We start from the raw sequence: 16,495 nt of genomic DNA on the forward strand, positions 1-16,495 counted from the left end.
TCTGAATAATAAGAAGTACCTTTACATAATGGAACCATTAAAAATAACAACCTTTCAAGCTTATTTATTTTGGGAAAACACCGAAAAAAACCTTTCAAACCTTGGACTGAGATTATCGTCTCTTCAGACGTCTACCGATGTTATCATCTTACCTGAGATGTTCAATACTGGTTTCACCATGAATGTAGAGAAATGCAGTGAAGAAGTAGGTGGTACAACCATGAAATGGATGCTAGAACAGGCACAAAAATTTAATTGTGTGGTAACCGGGAGTCTGATCATTAAAGAGGATGATTTATATTACAATCGACTGATATGGATGCGTCCGGACGGCTCGTACGATCAATATAATAAACATCATTTATTCAGTTTATCGGGTGAAGAGAAAATATTTACGGCTGGAAACCAGAATATCACTTTAGAACTAAAAGGCTGGAAAATAAGACCTTTGATTTGCTATGATTTACGCTTCCCCGGCTGGTCACGAAATCATGCACCTTATTACGATATTTTGCTTTACATTGCTAGCTGGCCAGATTCCCGAATTGAACATTGGCAAAAACTAATACCTGCTCGGGCTATAGAGAATCAATCGTTTGTGATTGCTGTAAACCGGGTTGGTTACGACGGAAATGAAGTTTATCACTCCGGAGGGTCGATGTGTTTGTCTCCAACCGGCGAGGTGGTTTACTATAAACCCGAAAGCGAGGATCTATATACCTTTACCATCTACCCGAAAGATCTAATAAGTGCTCGGGAAAAGTTTCCCTTCTTAGAAGATGCCGATTCTTTTACAATTAAAAATTCTTAAGTTAAGTTATGTTTGATTTGATCAAAGTAACTCATGAGTAAGGGCGGTCTAAAATAGCTTTTGCTAAAACGGCTTCTCTTACGTCAAAGTCAAGTTCATAGTCTTGTAAGTTCAGATCGTCAAGCTCTTCCGTTTCCAATTGCACCAACTGCGGCGGCTTGCTTCGACCGTAACCTTGGCTTTTTAACACTTCTTTTTTCTCGGCCTTCAGCTTTTCCATCTCAGCATATTCACCTAGTTTCCGGTACTCGTCTAATAAACTCGGCGGCACTTCCGTTTTATATGGTTTTTTCTGATAATCTATAGGTTCAGAATAATCTGAGTAGTCAGTGTAGACCGGTTCGGGATTAACGGAAGCTTGTTGCGCAGGCGGCTGTGGTTTTGGTTCTGATGTTGTTTGTGCTGTAGGTTTACCTAGCTGTCGTTTAGCTGCCTTCTCTTTCTCTTTCTTAAAACCGGTATAAGCTTGAATAACAAAAAAAACGAGAGCTATGATAACGGGTATTAATTCTTCTACTATTCCCATGAATTAAAGATACAATTAATATTATTAAATTCGCAGTCCAATAGGTACACCTAAGAACTAGTTTAGTGAGAAATTATCCATGCAGCTGACGCGACTCGACATTAAAGGCTTTAAGAGCTTCGGCGACAAAACGACTATTCATTTCAATGATGGGGTAACGGCTATTGTCGGTCCAAACGGCTGCGGAAAATCAAATGTTGTCGATGCAATACGTTGGGTTTTGGGCGAACAGAGCACTAAGAATCTTCGTTCCGAGAAGATGGAGAATATTATTTTCAACGGAACCAAAACTAGAAAAGCAGCGCAGCTTGCTGAAGTTTCCTTGTCATTTAACAATAATAAAGACGTTCTTCCGACCTCCTACTCTCAGGTAACCATTACAAGAAAACTGTATCGTAGCGGCGAAAGCGAGTATCGACTCAATGATGTTCAGTGCCGATTGAAAGATATCACGGACCTATTCCTAGATACGGGTATTGGGTCGGATTCCTATGCAATCATCGAACTAAAGATGGTCGACGAGATAATCAACAATAAAGATAATTCCCGACGTGCACTATTTGAAGAGGCATCAGCAATATCAAAATATCGGATTCGTAAAAAACAAACCTTCAATCGCCTAAAGGATACGGAAGCCGATTTAAGTCGCATAGACGATTTACTAATCGAGATTGAAAAAAATCTAAAAAGTCTAGAATATCAAGCTAAGAAGACCGAGCGATATTACCGTCTGAGGGATCAATACAAGCAATTTAGTATCGCACTAGCTTCTTCTAAGATCAAGAATTATCACGACTCCCTTGGTCAACTGAAAAACAAGGAGAGCATCCAGATTAATCGAAATCAGGAGTTAACAAGCAGTCTATCGTCGCAAGAGGAAAAATTAAAATCATTAAAAGAAAAGCTGAACATAGAGGAAAAAAACCTGTCTGTTCAGCAGAAATCCTTAAACACACAAACGGCAACTATTCATCGCTATGAAACGGAGAAAAAGATCAAGAATGAACAGCTCCGTAATCTAAACGAAAAGAACGAGCGACTCAGTAAGGAATTAACCCAAGATAGGCAACAGCTCAACCATATCCAATATAGTCTCAAACGGGTCAACGAAGAGCTGTATACCGAAAGGGAAAAACTGAGCAGCCATGAAAACGACCTGCAGGCTAAGCTGAAGCTAGTGGACACCTTACGTGAACAGCAGAAAGTAGCTAAAAAAGACTTGGACCAAGTCATACACGAACGTAACGAAGCTCAGAACACCTTATACGAACTTGAAAAATCGGCCGCCGTCCTGCTCATTCAGATTGACGCACTACGAGAAGAAACGAAAGAGGCCAGCAGCGATCAACAAAGCAGAGAAAATGAACTCAACACATTTGAAAAAGCAATATCAGAACTTGAAGCCAAACTAGAAAGCCAGCAAAACAATTACGACTTTCTGGTACAGCAAGACCAAGGGCTTGAGCTTCAACTGGCTGCGTCAAAAGAACAGATAGAGACCTTAACCGGCCAATACAATCAGGAAAGCAGATTGCTGGATGCTAAAGAAAATGAGTACAACCTCTTAAAGTCCTTGGTCGACAACCTAGAAGGCTTTCCCGAGTCAATCCGCTTTTTAAAGAAAAATAAAAAATGGGATGTGAAAGCTCGTCTTTTTTCGGATATTTTATATTGTCAGGAAGCATACAGAATTGCCATCGAGAATTATCTGGAGCCTTATATGAGCTACTATGTGGTTGAAAGCTCTGAAGATGCACTTTCCGCGATTCAGTTGTTACATGATACGGCAAAAGGAAAGGCTGGTTTTTTTGTACTTGACCTTATTGACAAAGAAGATGCCAAGCAACCGAAGACTGATCAACTGGTATCGGCACTGACGGTAATCGATGTTGATTCAAAATACCAAGCTCTTTGCGCTTTACTTTTAAAGAATGTCTTTTTCGAACGAGAACATCATAAGTCAATATCTGATATCAGTTTACCGACTGATGACGCGGTTATATTAAGTAAAAGCGGTCAGATCGTTAAGAAAAAACACAGCCTGTATGGTGGATCGGTTGGTCTATTCGAAGGAAAGCGAATTGGACGGGCTAAAAACCTCAGTATTCTACAATCGGAAATTCAAAAAACAACTAAGAACCAAAAACTGATTGAAGGTTACCTAGCAAACGAAAAAGAGAAACTCAAGGCATTGACAGCTAACTTGCAAAAGGAGCAGATTCAAGAATTGTCAATACAAGTTAACCGGTTGAATAACGAATTGATTTCAATCAAGACCAAGCAAGAACAGTATCAAAGCTTTATAGCGCACAATCAGAGCCGCAAAGAAAGTATAGATAAAAAAATAAAAGAGTTGACGACTGAACTCGACGACCAGCGGATGAGACTAGAAAAACAGAAGAATGATGTAAGTCTTTTTGCCGGTCAGTTGGAGTATCTTCAAAAAGACTTTGATGAAGTTTCTGTCAACTACAATGAGCAGTCCAGTCAATACAATCAAGAAAATATAACTTTCCATCAACAGAAAAATCGCACTTCGAATCTGGAGAAAGATCTGGAATACCGGGAGATACAGCTGGAGAATATAGAAACACGAATTAAACAGCACGAGGAAGAACTGGAAAGAACTCAGCTTAGCTTGCGTGAATTGGTGAATAATGCAGACAATTCAGATGTGGACCTACAGGAGATGTACCAGCAACGAGAGCAACTAACCGAAGGACTCAATGAGCTGGAGAAAGCGTATTATTCACTTCGGAAGGAAATTAACGACGCGGAAGATCGACTGGCTCAAGAACGAAAAAATAAGGATCAGTCAGATTTGCTATTAAGTGAGTTTAAAGATAAAGTCAACGAAATCAATCTAGAGTTAAACGCACTGACAGAACGATTGTTGGTGGAATTCAATTTGGAAGCTGATGATTTAGAAGACCAAGAAACCATTGACTTAGACGAAGATCAGTTAAAGGAGAAAACCGCTCGTTTAAAAAGACAACTGGATGAATTTGGCGCCATTAATCCGCTCGCTATGGAGTCATTTAAGGAAATGGATGAGCGTTACCAATTTATCAAAGAGGAGAAGAACGATCTCTTAGAAGCAAAAAACACATTGCTAGAAACCATTAGGGAGATTGACAAAACGGCGAAGGAAAAATTTATGGTTGCATTTAACGAGGTGCGTGAAAACTTCATTACGGTCTTTCGATCGCTCTTCAGTGAAGAGGATACGTGCGACTTAGTGCTGAGCGATCCAGAACAACCTTTGGATTCTGACATTCAAATTATCGCCCGGCCGAAAGGGAAAAAACCCTTATCGATCAATCAGCTCTCTGGTGGGGAAAAAACGCTTACCGCCACAGCCCTGCTTTTCTCCTTATACTTACTGAAACCAGCACCCTTTTGTATATTTGACGAAGTGGACGCTCCTTTAGACGACACGAATATTGACAAGTTCAATAATATTATACGTAAGTTCTCAGATAGGTCGCAGTTTATCATTGTCTCACACAATAAGAAAACGATTGCCAGCACCGACATAATCTACGGTGTTACCATGGCGGAACAAGGTATTTCGAAGCTGGTAGCAGTTGACTTACAGGAGGTTTAATAGTCGATCGCTATTAGACTGCTAAGAGGCAAAAGAACTCCGGCCTTTATTTGTAAATATTTCTCGGTTAAAGACCACACAGTAGTTTCAATACGTTTAGGTCCATCATCTGTCATGAAGACAATATTGGCTTTCGACTTAAACTCGTTGCCTAAACGCAAGGCGTTCTCAAGTTTACGTCGTAAATCAGAGCTGTGATCAACAGGTGCATCAACAATATGATATTTATCTAAATCTTCTTTATTTATTAACTCTACAACTAATTCGTTCTCCATAATCAATATCTACTATCCTGTTTTTTTTGTTTTTTATTTATTAACCCTAAAATAACGAAAATTATTATTTTATTAAAGGATTTTTTTCCTTCGCAAATAAATCGAATACTTTCCTATCAACCCACGAAGGTATGATTTTGTTCATAAGAACGGCAAGTTTACCTTGCTGCGTCATAATCAGGGTTCTTTTCTTTTTGGATACGCCATTGACTATCACCGTGGCTACTTCTTCGGCCGTCATCATTTTCCCTTCTTCCATACTGGTTTCGCCATGCTGCTGCCCATTGACATCCAATGCTGTAGCTCGAATATTAGAAGCAGTAAAACCAGGACATGCAACCATTACATGTAATCCGGTTTTTAAGTTTTCTACCCGCAAAGACTCCATGAAACCGTTCATCGCGAATTTAGAAGCAGAATAGCCTGTGCGACCCGGAAGACCGCGGTAGCCTGCAATTGAGGAGACTCCGACTACTGACCCTTTGCTCTTTAGAAGCGCCGGCAGGGCGTATTTGGTACAGTATACGGTGCCCCAAAAATTAACATCCATGAGACTCCGTAAAACATCAAGATCCAGATCTTTGAAAAGGGCACGCATGCTGATACCCGCATTGTTCACTAACACGTCAATGCGATTGAATTCAGCTAGAGCTTGATCGACAAGTCGTTTACAATCTTCCTCGATGGACACATCACAGGCTACAGGGAGCACTCTCACTGAATACTGACTTTCAATTTCGGCGGCCAATTCATTTAGTGTCTGGTATTGTCTAGCAGCCAATACGATATCGGCGCCACGTGTAGCAAACTCAATAGCACAGGCTCTACCTATACCTGACGATGCACCCGTGACGATAACTACCTTGTTCTTAAAGTCTTCCAAGATTTAACAGTTTAGTATGTAATTTTAAAATGCTTAAGCGATGTTTCTTTCATACGGGATACGCGTTACAATGGAGCGCCCTAAGGTCACTTCATCCACGTATTCAAGTTCACCGCCAAATGCGATCCCTCTGGCGATGGTACTGATCTTAACACCTAGGTCTTTAATTTTCTTATATAGATAAAATATGGTCGTGTCCCCTTCCATGGTCGCACTGAGCGCTAAAATTATTTCAGAAACTTCTTCCTTTTGTACGCGCTGAATTAAAGCTTCTATACTCAAATCGGACGGCCCGACACCATCCATAGGAGATATCAATCCGCCAAGCACATGATAAAGGCCTCCGTACTGGTCAGTATTTTCAATAGCCATGACATCCCTTGTGTCTTCTACGACACAAATCAGGCTTCTATCGCGCTTTAATGAAGTGCATATCTCACATTGGTCCTGATCTGAAATATTATGACACTCTTTGCAATATTTAATTTGACTTTTCAGGTCAATAAGAGCATTGCTGAAACGTGTGACATCCTGTTCGGGTTGGTTGAGCAAGTGCAATACCAAGCGTAATGCGCTCTTTTGTCCCACACCGGGCAGGCGACTGAATTCGCTAACTGCATTCTCTAGAAGCTTCGAGGAAAAATTCATTTAACAAAGATATAAATTCTTGATAAAATCATTTTATTGAATTAGCACCGAAGTAGAGCCAGCAAATCAGAGGAAAATGATTAAATTAGCTCACTTTACAACATCATTATGACAGAACAAGGAGACGAAAGAATAAGAAGAGCATTTGAGAATAAAACTTGGCAAGAAATCAAGGTTACCGATTCATGGCAAATTTTCAAAATCATGGCTGAGTTTGTTGAAGGTTTTGAAAAGATGGCAAAGATTGGCCCTTGCGTGTCAATTTTTGGTTCTGCCAGAACTCCCCGAGATCATGTCTCGTATGAATTGGCTGAAAAATGTGCTCGGTTATTAACAGAACGAGGATATGGTGTAATTTCCGGAGGCGGTCCGGGTATTATGGAAGCCGCAAACAAAGGCGCTTATGAAGCCGGTGGAAAATCGGTGGGCTTGAATATCGATCTGCCATTCGAACAGTTTAATAATGAATTTATTGACAGAGACAAACTTATCGAGTTCAACTACTTCTTTGTCCGGAAAGTTATTTTCACTAAATACTCTCAAGGATATATCATTTTACCTGGTGGCTTTGGTACCATGGATGAGCTTTTCGAAGCAATCACACTGGTCCAAACCGGCAAAATGGCAAGGTTCCCCATTGTATTAGTCGGCAAGGAATATTATGGTGGTCTATTTGACTGGATTCAAAATACCATGTTAAAAGCCGGAAACATTAGTGAAGAGGACCTTAATCTATATCGGTTAGAAGACACGGCTGAAGATGCGGTTCAACATATCTTTAACTTCTACGAGAAATATCTATTGAAGCCTAACTTCTAAAGACTGATTATCTTTTACATGGAAAGTGCAAAACTGCTTAAAGCGATTATAGAAAATTCTAATGAAGGAATTATCACGATCGATGAAAACGGCATTGTAGAATCAATTAACCCAGGTGCATTGAAGCTATTTGGGTATAATAGTGGCGAGGTTATCGGAAATAACATTAGCATGCTAATGCCTGAGCCATACCGTTCGCAACACGATCATTATATACAACGCTATCTCAATACGGGTCAGAAGAAGATTATTGGGATTGGCCGAGACATCATCGCTCAGAAAAAAGATGGCACAACCTTCCCGATCTATCTGTCTGTTAGTGAAGTGGACTATGATGACAAAAAAATATTCACAGGCATCATACAAGACTTATCCAAGCAAAAAGAAGCGGAGGAAAAACTTAAAATCTATACAGAAGAGCTGGAAGAGATTGTAAAAGCCAGAACTGCAGACTTACAGCTATTGGTAGCCAAACTCGAAGATGCTAAAAATGATGTAAGTGATTCATTACAGAAAGAAAAAGAACTCAATCAGTTAAAATCCCGTTTCGTATCAATGGCTTCACATGAATTTAGGACACCTTTAAGTTCCATTCAGTTATCAGCCTCTTTGATCAACAAATATGCACTCAAAAATGATGTCAACGGCATTGATAAGCACACCACGAAGATTAAAAACTCAGTAGACCTACTTACGAGTATTTTAAACGACTTCTTGTCGATTGACCGTTTAGAAGGTGGAAAAATTGAGCCTACGTTTACGGAGTTCAACTTGGTGAAGTTTTCCGAAGAGATTATTGAAGAGATGCAGCCCATAGCCAAGCAAAACCAACATATTGTTTATCAACACAGTGGCGATAATGCAAATGTTACCCTCGATGCTAATTTACTGAAGAATGCTATTATTAACCTGATTTCAAATGCTATTAAATATTCAGGTGAAAATACATTCATCGAATTTAACACCTATACAAACAACGGAACGTGCATTATCGAGGTAAAAGATAATGGTATTGGGATACCGGATGAAGAACAAAAGCATCTCCTAGAACCGTTTTTCCGGGCGAACAACACAGGTAAGATTCCAGGCACTGGTCTGGGGTTAAATATTGTTAGACAATATGCGCAACTCATGAATGGTGATATTACATGGAAGAGCAAACTTGACGAAGGAACACTGTTTAGACTAACATTTAATCTACAAGGACAAGAATGAACAAAAGCAATAAAACGGTATTAGTTATTGAGGATCACGACGACATCAGAGAAAGCATCATTGAAATTCTAGAGATGGCTGATTACAATGTCATGAGCGCTGGAGATGGAAAGGCTGGCTTTGAGCTTGCGTTAAAACATACACCTGATCTGATTTTATGCGACATTATGATGCCGATTCTAGATGGTTACGGTGTTTTATATCTATTAGGAAAACATGAAGCGACTGCTCACATCCCCTTGATATTTTTGACAGCAAAGGTGGAACGAGCTGATATACGGAAAGCCATGGATATGGGCGCTGACGATTACCTTACGAAGCCTTTTGATGATATGGAACTCTTGAATGCGGTAGAATCCAGATTAAAAAAACGTCGTAATTACAATGTAGAGAGCGTTAAGCTAACAACCACCCAAGAACTTGAATCTGTTTTTGATGAGCTATCAGCTTCTGGAAAAACTAGAAAATACAAAAAGAAACAATTGGTTTACCAGGAATCAGACCCATCACTTTACCTCTATAAAGTTGTCAATGGTACATTAAGAAGCTTTCTTTTCTATGACGAAGGAAGAGAACTTACGACGGGCATATACACAAAAGGAGATTTCTTTGGTTATGATGCGATTTTAACAAACAACAAATATTACGAAAGCATCGAAACTATAGAAGACTGTGAATTGACTTTAATTAACGGTACTGACCTTCAGAATCTTGTTGCTAAACGCCCTGCATTAAATACTAAATTTGTTCACCTGCTAGCTAGCAATAATCAGCTTAAAAGTGAACGACTTTTGAGTTTCGCCTACAGTACGGTACGAAAACGAGTAGCAGAAACGCTTGTTTTCTATGCAGAAAAACTGAGCGACGATAAAAATCAAGATGAATTTAAAATCAGAGTTTTAAGAGACGATTTGGCTTCCATGGCTGGCACGGCGAATGAAACCGTTAGTCGTATTTTGGCAGACTTCAAAGATGAAAACCTGATTAAGAAAGAAGGAAACTCGATTCGCGTTATTGATATAAACCGGTTAAAGCAAGTAGTTTAAATAGTGATTAATATCACCTATTCATGTGACTAGTTCCATAAGAGATGTCCCCTTAGGGGTCTAACTTTGGGACAAATGAAAGCTATCGCTTATAGTATACAGAACCGGGAAAAAGTGTCTTTGGTAAAAGCTAACTCGAAAAGACACGAATTCCTTTTTATTTCTAATGATTTAAACGAAACGAACTTATACTTTGCTAGAGGTAAAGATGTACTTATTTTATTTAAGCTCGAAACCTTAAACTCTGATCTACTTAAACAGATAAAGCGGATTGGTATAAAACTCATTATAAGCAGAGACCATAATCCTTCATTGGAAATATTAGAACTTGCTAACCGGATCGGTATCCCGGTTAAGCACGTACAATGCAACTGGAGCGACGAAAAAAAAGCCCATCAAATCATCAATATTCTCGATTATGCATCAGACGGATTACCATGAGCCATCCAGCTCTAAGAAGAGTAGTGCCCTAAAAAACCTCGTAAGCAAATACAACATTGCGGCACCGCGTTATACGAGTTACCCAACCGTTCCCTACTGGGATATCGAAAACTGGGATAAAAACAGGTGGATCGATCGAGTGAAAATGACTCATGAAAAGTCTTCTAATGAAGGGATAAGCCTGTATATCCATCTCCCGTTTTGCGAAAGCCTGTGTACCTATTGTGGCTGCAATACCCGAATCACAAAAAACCATGGAGTTGAAATGCCCTATCTCATGGATGTTTTAAAAGAATGGGAGCTTTACAAGAGTCATTTAGGCGCCAATATTCTAATATCAGACATACATCTTGGTGGAGGAACACCTACATTCTTTAGTCCGGAAAATCTAAAATTCTTAATTGAAAACCTATTAGAGGACTGCAGAATTGGCAAGAACTCGGAATTTTCATTTGAAGCGCATCCAGCAAATACCACAGTTGAGCACTTACAAACTTTATACGACTTGGGGTTCAAAAGGCTAAGCTTAGGTATTCAAGATTTCGATCCCCTGATACAGTTTCTGATTAATCGCAAACAAACAGAAGCAGAAGTAGATTATGTGGTGAAAGAGGCGAGAAAAATTGGCTATACGTCGATTAACTTCGATTTGATTTACGGATTGCCCAAGCAGTCGTTAAAGACCATCCGTGACACGATAGAAAAAGTGGTTAATCTTAAACCAGATCGAATTTCGTATTACAGCTATGCACATGTACCATGGTTGAGACCCGGACAGCGCCATTATAACGAAAACGATTTACCTAAAAATGAAGAAAAGCTTCAGTTATACGAATTAGGGAAAGAAATCATTAGCCGAGCGGGATACAAAGATGTTGGCATGGACCACTTTGCGATAGCAACAGACTCCTTGTACCTAGCTTCACGAAATGGAAAACTGCATCGAAATTTCATGGGTTATACGGACCGCTATTCCCAATTAATGATCGGTTTGGGTGTTTCGTCAATTAGTGATTCGTGGCATGCATTTGCCCAAAACGTAAAAAAGAACGAAGAATACCATCGGTTATTGGCCGAAAATAAACTTCCTTTGATGAAAGGACATATTCATACGGAAGTGGATCTCATGTTGCGAAAACATATACTGGATATTATGTGTACGGGCGCTACAAATTGGAATCATTCTATATATTCTGATTATCGCACAATTATCTCAAAAATCGAAGAGGAATTATTATCTTTAAAGAACGATGGGTTGATCAATATCAGTGACTACGGTATTGAGGTTACGGAATTGGGACATTCGTTCCTAAGAAATATTTGTATGGCATTCGATAAGCGTCTGCATGATAACAGCCCAACTAAAGAACTTTTTAGCAGAGCTATTTGATCTACTAACGGATGGAAAAAAAAGTACTGTCAGAAAAATTAAGTTGTTATCATTGTGGAGACCCCGTCCGGACGACGCTTTACCAAGCCGATAATCATGCTTTCTGTTGTTTAGGATGCCAGACTGTTTATTCTATATTGAGCTCGAACAACCTTAAAAATTATTACAAATACAATCAACACCCGGGTAAAACTCAAAAGAAAAAGACAGAAAACCTAGCGTATCTTGACGAAGCTAAGATCATCCAGAAGCTGATTGATTATAAAGATGATGATTTTACGATCGTCACCTTTTACATTCCTGCTATCCATTGTAGTTCCTGTATTTGGTTGCTAGAGAATTTGTATAAGCTCAACTCGGCGATAAGCTATTCGAGAATTGACTTCACTAAAAAACAGGCTAATATTAAATTTAACCATCAGCAGGTTAGCCTCAAAAACTTAGTTCAATTATTGATTGAAATTGGCTATGAACCAATTATCACTCTACAGGACGTTGTTAAAGAAAAGAAAAAGATTAACCAAAACTCGCTGGTGAGAAAGATAGCGGTAGCCGGATTTTGTTTTGGTAACGTTATGCTATTCAGTCTGCCTGAATATTTTGGTTTAGGAAGAACAGGTCAAGAATACAGCCTCTTGTTCAACTATTTGAATCTGATTTTAGCATTACCTGTTTTACTTTATAGTGCTCGCGATTATTTCATCTCAGCATATCACAGCTTGAAAGTAAAGCAAGTCAACCTAGATGTACCTTTAGCACTCGGTATCCTTGTTCTATTTATACGATCAGCGATAGAAATTATCAGCAACAGTGGGCCAGGTTTTTCTGATACACTATGCGGGCTCGTTTTCTTTATCTTGATAGGTAAATGGATTCAAAACAGAACATTTTACCACCTCTCCTTCGAACGAGATTACCGGTCCTACTTTCCCGTAGCTGTAACTGTGATCAACAGCAACGAAGAGCGACCGGTTGAAATTTCAGGATTGGAAGTCGGTGATAGAATCTTAATTCGGAATAATGAGATTATCCCAGCCGACGCTATTGTTTTAAAAGGAAACGCAGCGATCGATTTCAGTTTTGTCACCGGTGAGAGCACACCGGTAAAGAAGGTATTGGGCGAAATTGCCTATGCTGGTGGACGACAGATTGGAGAGGCTATTGAGCTGGAAATTGTCAAACCCGTATCTCAAAGCCACCTGACACATCTATGGAATAATGAGAATGATAAACACTATGATCGGAAATTTCAGACATTCAGCAATTCAATAAGCAAGTATTTTACAACCGTATTGTTGTTAATAGCAACTAGTTCAGCTGTCTTCTGGTTGATTAACGAAGATGCGCCGAAGGCTTGGGCAGCATTTACGGCAGTTTTGATAATCGCTTGCCCCTGTGCATTAGCATTAAGCTCTCCTTTTACTCTTTCGGCGGCACTCAGTATCTTCGACAAGAACAAGCTATTTATAAAGAATACGGCGGCAATTGAACAGATGGCGAAAATAGATACCTTGGTATTCGATAAAACCGGTACGATTACTTCGCCAAACGCTCAACATATCCAGTTTGTTGGTAATCTGAATGAGAATGAACAAAAGAAAATAGCTTCCATCTGCCGAAATTCAAGTCACCCACTTAGCTTTCAAATCGTCAAGTGGTTACAAGTCGATGATTTCTCAAAAAATATATCGGACTTCCGAGAGACACCAGGCAAAGGCATTCAAGGAATTGTTGATGGAAAAGAGATTCTGGTTGGAAGCGCAAAGTTTACCGGTAACGAAGTAGTGGAAGATGGTGGAAGTCGGGTTTATATCTCAATCGACGGAGAGCGAAAGGGCTATTTTATAGTTAACCAACCATGGCGTGATGGCTTGTCGAAACTTGTTCATAAACTGAATGACAATTATGAATTACACCTTATTTCGGGAGATCAAGATAAGGACAGATTGGTCTTACATGATATCTTTCAACAAGAAAAGATGCACTTCAACCAATTACCAAAAAATAAATTGCGTTATGTAGCGGAATTGCAGCAACAAGATAAAGTGGTGAGCATGGTTGGCGATGGTCTGAATGATGCAGGAGCACTGAAAGCAGCAGACTTCGGCATTGCAATTAGTGATGACATTAATAGTTTTTCACCCGGCTGTGACGCCATTTTAGAAGGTAATGCATTGAAGCAGCTCCATCATTTTTTGGCATTCGCGAAAGATGCGATGAAGGTAATCTATTTGAGTTTCGCGATTTCACTACTTTATAATATAGTCGGCCTTTCCTTCGCAGTACGGGGAACGATGTCTCCCCTATTTGCAGCGATTTTAATGCCCTTAAGCACGATTACTATCATCAGCTTTACCAGCATCGCTACACATAGTTATGCAAGGAAAAATAAACTAAAGAACGGGTAACTATGGCAATAATATATTTTTTAATAGGATGTAGTATTCTGATTGCGTTGATATTTCTGGGAGCTTTCTTTTGGGCCAATAAGACCGGACAACATGATGATACTCACACTCCCGCGATCCGCATCCTCTTCGACGATGAAGTAGAAGAAGAACCGGACCTGCCCACTGAAGAGAAGAAAGAATGATAAATGTCACTTTCGCAAGCAATTTTAATCACCATAACATTTAGAACTTGACAATACTTTTACACAAATAATACAAAACACAGACTTATGCAAGTAGAAAAGTTCTCTTACGACAATAAGATCGTTAGAAATTTTGCGGTAGCAACCATTGTTTGGGGAATCACAGGTATGACCGTGGGTCTCCTTGCCGCTATTCAGCTCTTTTGGCCTTTTATGAACTTCGAGACGCAATACACTACCTTCGGTAGAATTCGTCCGATTCACACAAATGGTGTAATTTTCGCTTTTGTCGGGAACGCCATTTTCATGAGTGTTTACTATTCCATGCAGCGACTCCTAAAAACTAGGATGTTTAGTGACAAACTCAGTAAAATTCACTTCTGGGGTTGGCAGGCTATTATTGTTGCTTCAATTATCACACTTGCTCTAGGCTTTACAACCTCGCATGAGTATGCTGAAATGGAATGGCCGATAGATATTGCCGTAGTCGTTATTTGGGTCGTGTTTGGGATTAACATGTTTGGTACCATTCTTAAGCGACGAGAGCAGCATATGTATGTGGCCATTTGGTTTTTCATTGCCACATTTGTTACCATTGCAGTATTATACATTGTAAACTCTTTTCAGATTCCTGTTAGCGGATGGAAGAGCTATTATATCTATGCAGGAATACAAGATGCATTAGTCCAATGGTGGTATGGTCATAATGCAGTTGCATTTTTCCTTACAACACCATTCTTGGGAATGATGTATTATTTTCTTCCTAAAATGGCCAATAGACCGGTCTACTCATACAAATTAAGTATCCTCCATTTCTGGTCATTAATTTTTATTTACATATGGGCAGGTCCGCATCACCTTCTTTATACTGCTTTACCTGAATGGGTTCAGAACTTGGGTGTTGTGTTCTCAATCATGCTCATTGCACCTAGCTGGGGTGGTATGATCAACGGTTTACTTACGCTTCGTGGTGCGTGGGATAAAGTACGAAAGGACCCTAAGCTTAAATTCTTCGTCGTATCATTAACCTGTTATGGTATGGCCACGTTCGAAGGACCTATGCTGTCACTCAAGAGTGTGAACGCTATTGCGCACTTTACTGACTGGATTGTAGCACACGTGCACATCGGTGCACTCGGTTTTAATGGATTTATGGTTTTTGCCATATTGTATTGGTTGATCCCGAGAATCTATAAGACGGAGCTATATTCTGTCAAGTTAGCATCCATACACTTTTGGTTAGGAATCTTAGGTATTTTGTTTTATGCTGTGCCGTTGTATTGGGCAGCTGTGGTGCAAGGACTTATGTGGAAAGAGTTTACACCCGAGGGCACACTTCAATATGGAAATTTCCTAACAACGGTATTGCAGATCTTGCCGATGTATATGCTTCGCGCAGTTGGAGGTGCTTTATATTTAAGTGGTGTTATCTTAATGACCTTCAACCTCGTTAAAACGATTCGATCTGGCAAACTCGTGGCCAATGAACCTGCAGAAGCGATGCCTCTTCAGCCGGTGGTCAAAAAAGAACGTGGATTGCATAGACGATTGGAAAGAAAGCCGGCCTTATTCATGGTGTTATCACTTATTGCCATTCTAATTGGTGGTATGGTGGAAATGATGCCGACGTTTATGATCTCGTCTAACGTGCCGACGATCTCAAGTGTAAAACCGTATACGCCTTTAGAAATTCAGGGCCGAGACATTTACATACGCGAAGGATGTATGGGATGTCATACCCAGATGGTTAGGCCTTTCCGATCCGAAACAGTACGGTATGGTGAATATAGCAAAGCAGGAGAATATGTATACGACTATCCATACTTGTGGGGATCGAAAAGGACTGGACCAGATTTACATCGATTAGGCAATAAATACCCGAATAAATGGCACTTCGATCATATGCTTGACCCAACAATTACTTCCCCAGGAAGTGTTATGCCAGCTTATCCGTGGCTTATCGAACAGGACCTAGATTATGGTTCAACTCCTAATAAAATCAGGGCCTTGCAGAAGTTAGGCGTCCCTTATCCCGATGGCTATGCAGATATCTCGATTGAAGAGGCACGAAAGCAAGCTGATCAGATTACGGCCGACTTGAAAGCGAATCAGGTTCAAACCAGCAGCGATAAAGAAATCATTGCTCTAATTGCTTACTTACAACGCTTAGGTACGGATATCAAAGTGAATAGCAATGAGGTAACTGGAAATTAAGTAGAAAGACAACAAAACTAAATAGAT

Annotated in this window: 14 protein-coding genes; 10 read left to right on the forward strand and 4 right to left on the reverse strand. The window is 39.8% G+C overall.

What is annotated here, in order from left to right; genetic code table 11:
* The first annotated feature begins 28 nt into the window (after positions 1-28).
* On the forward strand, positions 29-811 hold the full coding sequence (locus tag WKR92_RS01715; protein WP_375556104.1) for a nitrilase family protein: 783 nt from the start codon (positions 29-31) through the stop codon (positions 809-811).
* A 31-nt stretch (positions 812-842) separates the two neighbouring features.
* Here the strand turns inward: WKR92_RS01715 and WKR92_RS01720 are convergent, their stop codons facing one another.
* Positions 843-1,337, reverse strand: a complete 495-nt coding sequence (locus WKR92_RS01720; RefSeq protein WP_375556105.1) for a hypothetical protein — start codon at positions 1,335-1,337, stop codon at positions 843-845.
* 79 nt (positions 1,338-1,416) lie between these two features.
* Here WKR92_RS01720 and smc point away from each other — a divergent pair, with 79 nt between their 5' ends.
* Positions 1,417-4,944, forward strand: a complete 3,528-nt coding sequence (gene smc, locus WKR92_RS01725; RefSeq protein WP_375556106.1) for a chromosome segregation protein SMC — start codon at positions 1,417-1,419, stop codon at positions 4,942-4,944.
* Here the strand turns inward: smc and WKR92_RS01730 are convergent.
* From WKR92_RS01730 to recR, 3 genes are all read right to left on the reverse strand, one after another.
* Positions 4,941-5,219: a hypothetical protein gene (locus WKR92_RS01730; RefSeq protein ID WP_375556107.1), complete on the reverse strand. Its 279-nt coding sequence runs from the start codon at positions 5,217-5,219 to the stop codon at positions 4,941-4,943. The two genes, smc and WKR92_RS01730, sit on opposite strands and share 4 nt — an antisense overlap.
* A 64-nt stretch (positions 5,220-5,283) precedes the next feature.
* A complete protein-coding gene (locus WKR92_RS01735) occupies positions 5,284-6,102 on the reverse strand; it encodes an SDR family oxidoreductase (RefSeq protein WP_375556108.1) in 819 nt (272 codons plus the stop codon).
* A 33-nt stretch (positions 6,103-6,135) separates the two neighbouring features.
* Positions 6,136-6,750 carry a recombination mediator RecR gene (gene recR, locus WKR92_RS01740; RefSeq protein ID WP_375556109.1) on the reverse strand — a complete coding sequence of 205 codons (615 nt, stop codon included), beginning with the start codon at positions 6,748-6,750 and terminating at the stop codon, positions 6,136-6,138.
* Positions 6,751-6,858: 108 nt separating this feature from the next.
* Here recR and WKR92_RS01745 point away from each other — a divergent pair, with 108 nt between their 5' ends.
* The 8 genes from WKR92_RS01745 to ccoN all read left to right on the forward strand — a co-directional run bounded on the left by WKR92_RS01745 (position 6,859) and on the right by ccoN (position 16,468).
* On the forward strand, positions 6,859-7,569 hold the full coding sequence (locus WKR92_RS01745; protein WP_375556110.1) for an LOG family protein: 711 nt from the start codon (positions 6,859-6,861) through the stop codon (positions 7,567-7,569).
* An 18-nt stretch (positions 7,570-7,587) separates the two neighbouring features.
* Positions 7,588-8,784 (forward strand): PAS domain-containing sensor histidine kinase, encoded by a 1,197-nt coding sequence (locus WKR92_RS01750; protein WP_375556111.1) that lies wholly within the window; start codon positions 7,588-7,590, stop codon positions 8,782-8,784.
* Positions 8,781-9,830 (forward strand): response regulator, encoded by a 1,050-nt coding sequence (locus tag WKR92_RS01755; RefSeq protein ID WP_375556112.1) that lies wholly within the window; start codon positions 8,781-8,783, stop codon positions 9,828-9,830. The genes WKR92_RS01750 and WKR92_RS01755 overlap by 4 nt, the downstream gene beginning before the upstream one ends.
* Before the next feature lie 75 nt (positions 9,831-9,905).
* Complete coding sequence (locus tag WKR92_RS01760) at positions 9,906-10,271, forward strand: Rossmann-fold NAD(P)-binding domain-containing protein (RefSeq protein WP_375556113.1); 366 nt, start codon at positions 9,906-9,908, stop codon at positions 10,269-10,271.
* Positions 10,249-11,661 (forward strand): oxygen-independent coproporphyrinogen III oxidase, encoded by a 1,413-nt coding sequence (gene hemN, locus WKR92_RS01765; RefSeq protein ID WP_375556114.1) that lies wholly within the window; start codon positions 10,249-10,251, stop codon positions 11,659-11,661. The genes WKR92_RS01760 and hemN overlap by 23 nt, the downstream gene beginning before the upstream one ends.
* Before the next feature lie 11 nt (positions 11,662-11,672).
* Positions 11,673-14,069, forward strand: coding sequence for a heavy metal translocating P-type ATPase (locus tag WKR92_RS01770; protein ID WP_375556115.1), 2,397 nt, complete (start codon positions 11,673-11,675; stop codon positions 14,067-14,069).
* 2 nt (positions 14,070-14,071) lie between these two features.
* Positions 14,072-14,254 carry a cbb3-type cytochrome oxidase assembly protein CcoS gene (ccoS, locus tag WKR92_RS01775; protein ID WP_375556116.1) on the forward strand — a complete coding sequence of 61 codons (183 nt, stop codon included), beginning with the start codon at positions 14,072-14,074 and terminating at the stop codon, positions 14,252-14,254.
* Positions 14,255-14,341: 87 nt separating this feature from the next.
* Positions 14,342-16,468 carry a cytochrome-c oxidase, cbb3-type subunit I gene (ccoN, locus tag WKR92_RS01780; RefSeq protein WP_375556117.1) on the forward strand — a complete coding sequence of 709 codons (2,127 nt, stop codon included), beginning with the start codon at positions 14,342-14,344 and terminating at the stop codon, positions 16,466-16,468.
* The last annotated feature ends 27 nt before the right edge of the window (positions 16,469-16,495 follow it).

The organism is Albibacterium profundi (genome assembly GCF_042159835.1).
GTDB lineage: Bacteria > Bacteroidota > Bacteroidia > Sphingobacteriales > Sphingobacteriaceae > Albibacterium > Albibacterium profundi.

Bases quoted from the DNA above. Each gene is read 5' to 3' on its own strand.
- WKR92_RS01715 (WP_375556104.1), top strand. From the start codon at position 29: ATGGAACCATTAAAAATAACAACCTTTCAAGCTTATTTATTTTGGGAA.
- WKR92_RS01720 (WP_375556105.1), bottom strand. From the start codon at position 1,337: ATGGGAATAGTAGAAGAATTAATACCCGTTATCATAGCTCTCGTTTTT.
- smc (WP_375556106.1), top strand. From the start codon at position 1,417: ATGCAGCTGACGCGACTCGACATTAAAGGCTTTAAGAGCTTCGGCGAC.
- WKR92_RS01730 (WP_375556107.1), bottom strand. From the start codon at position 5,219: ATGGAGAACGAATTAGTTGTAGAGTTAATAAATAAAGAAGATTTAGAT.
- recR (WP_375556109.1), bottom strand. From the start codon at position 6,750: ATGAATTTTTCCTCGAAGCTTCTAGAGAATGCAGTTAGCGAATTCAGT.
- WKR92_RS01745 (WP_375556110.1), top strand. From the start codon at position 6,859: ATGACAGAACAAGGAGACGAAAGAATAAGAAGAGCATTTGAGAATAAA.
- WKR92_RS01750 (WP_375556111.1), top strand. From the start codon at position 7,588: ATGGAAAGTGCAAAACTGCTTAAAGCGATTATAGAAAATTCTAATGAA.
- WKR92_RS01755 (WP_375556112.1), top strand. From the start codon at position 8,781: ATGAACAAAAGCAATAAAACGGTATTAGTTATTGAGGATCACGACGAC.
- WKR92_RS01760 (WP_375556113.1), top strand. From the start codon at position 9,906: ATGAAAGCTATCGCTTATAGTATACAGAACCGGGAAAAAGTGTCTTTG.
- hemN (WP_375556114.1), top strand. From the start codon at position 10,249: ATGCATCAGACGGATTACCATGAGCCATCCAGCTCTAAGAAGAGTAGT.
- WKR92_RS01770 (WP_375556115.1), top strand. From the start codon at position 11,673: ATGGAAAAAAAAGTACTGTCAGAAAAATTAAGTTGTTATCATTGTGGA.
- ccoS (WP_375556116.1), top strand. From the start codon at position 14,072: ATGGCAATAATATATTTTTTAATAGGATGTAGTATTCTGATTGCGTTG.
- ccoN (WP_375556117.1), top strand. From the start codon at position 14,342: ATGCAAGTAGAAAAGTTCTCTTACGACAATAAGATCGTTAGAAATTTT.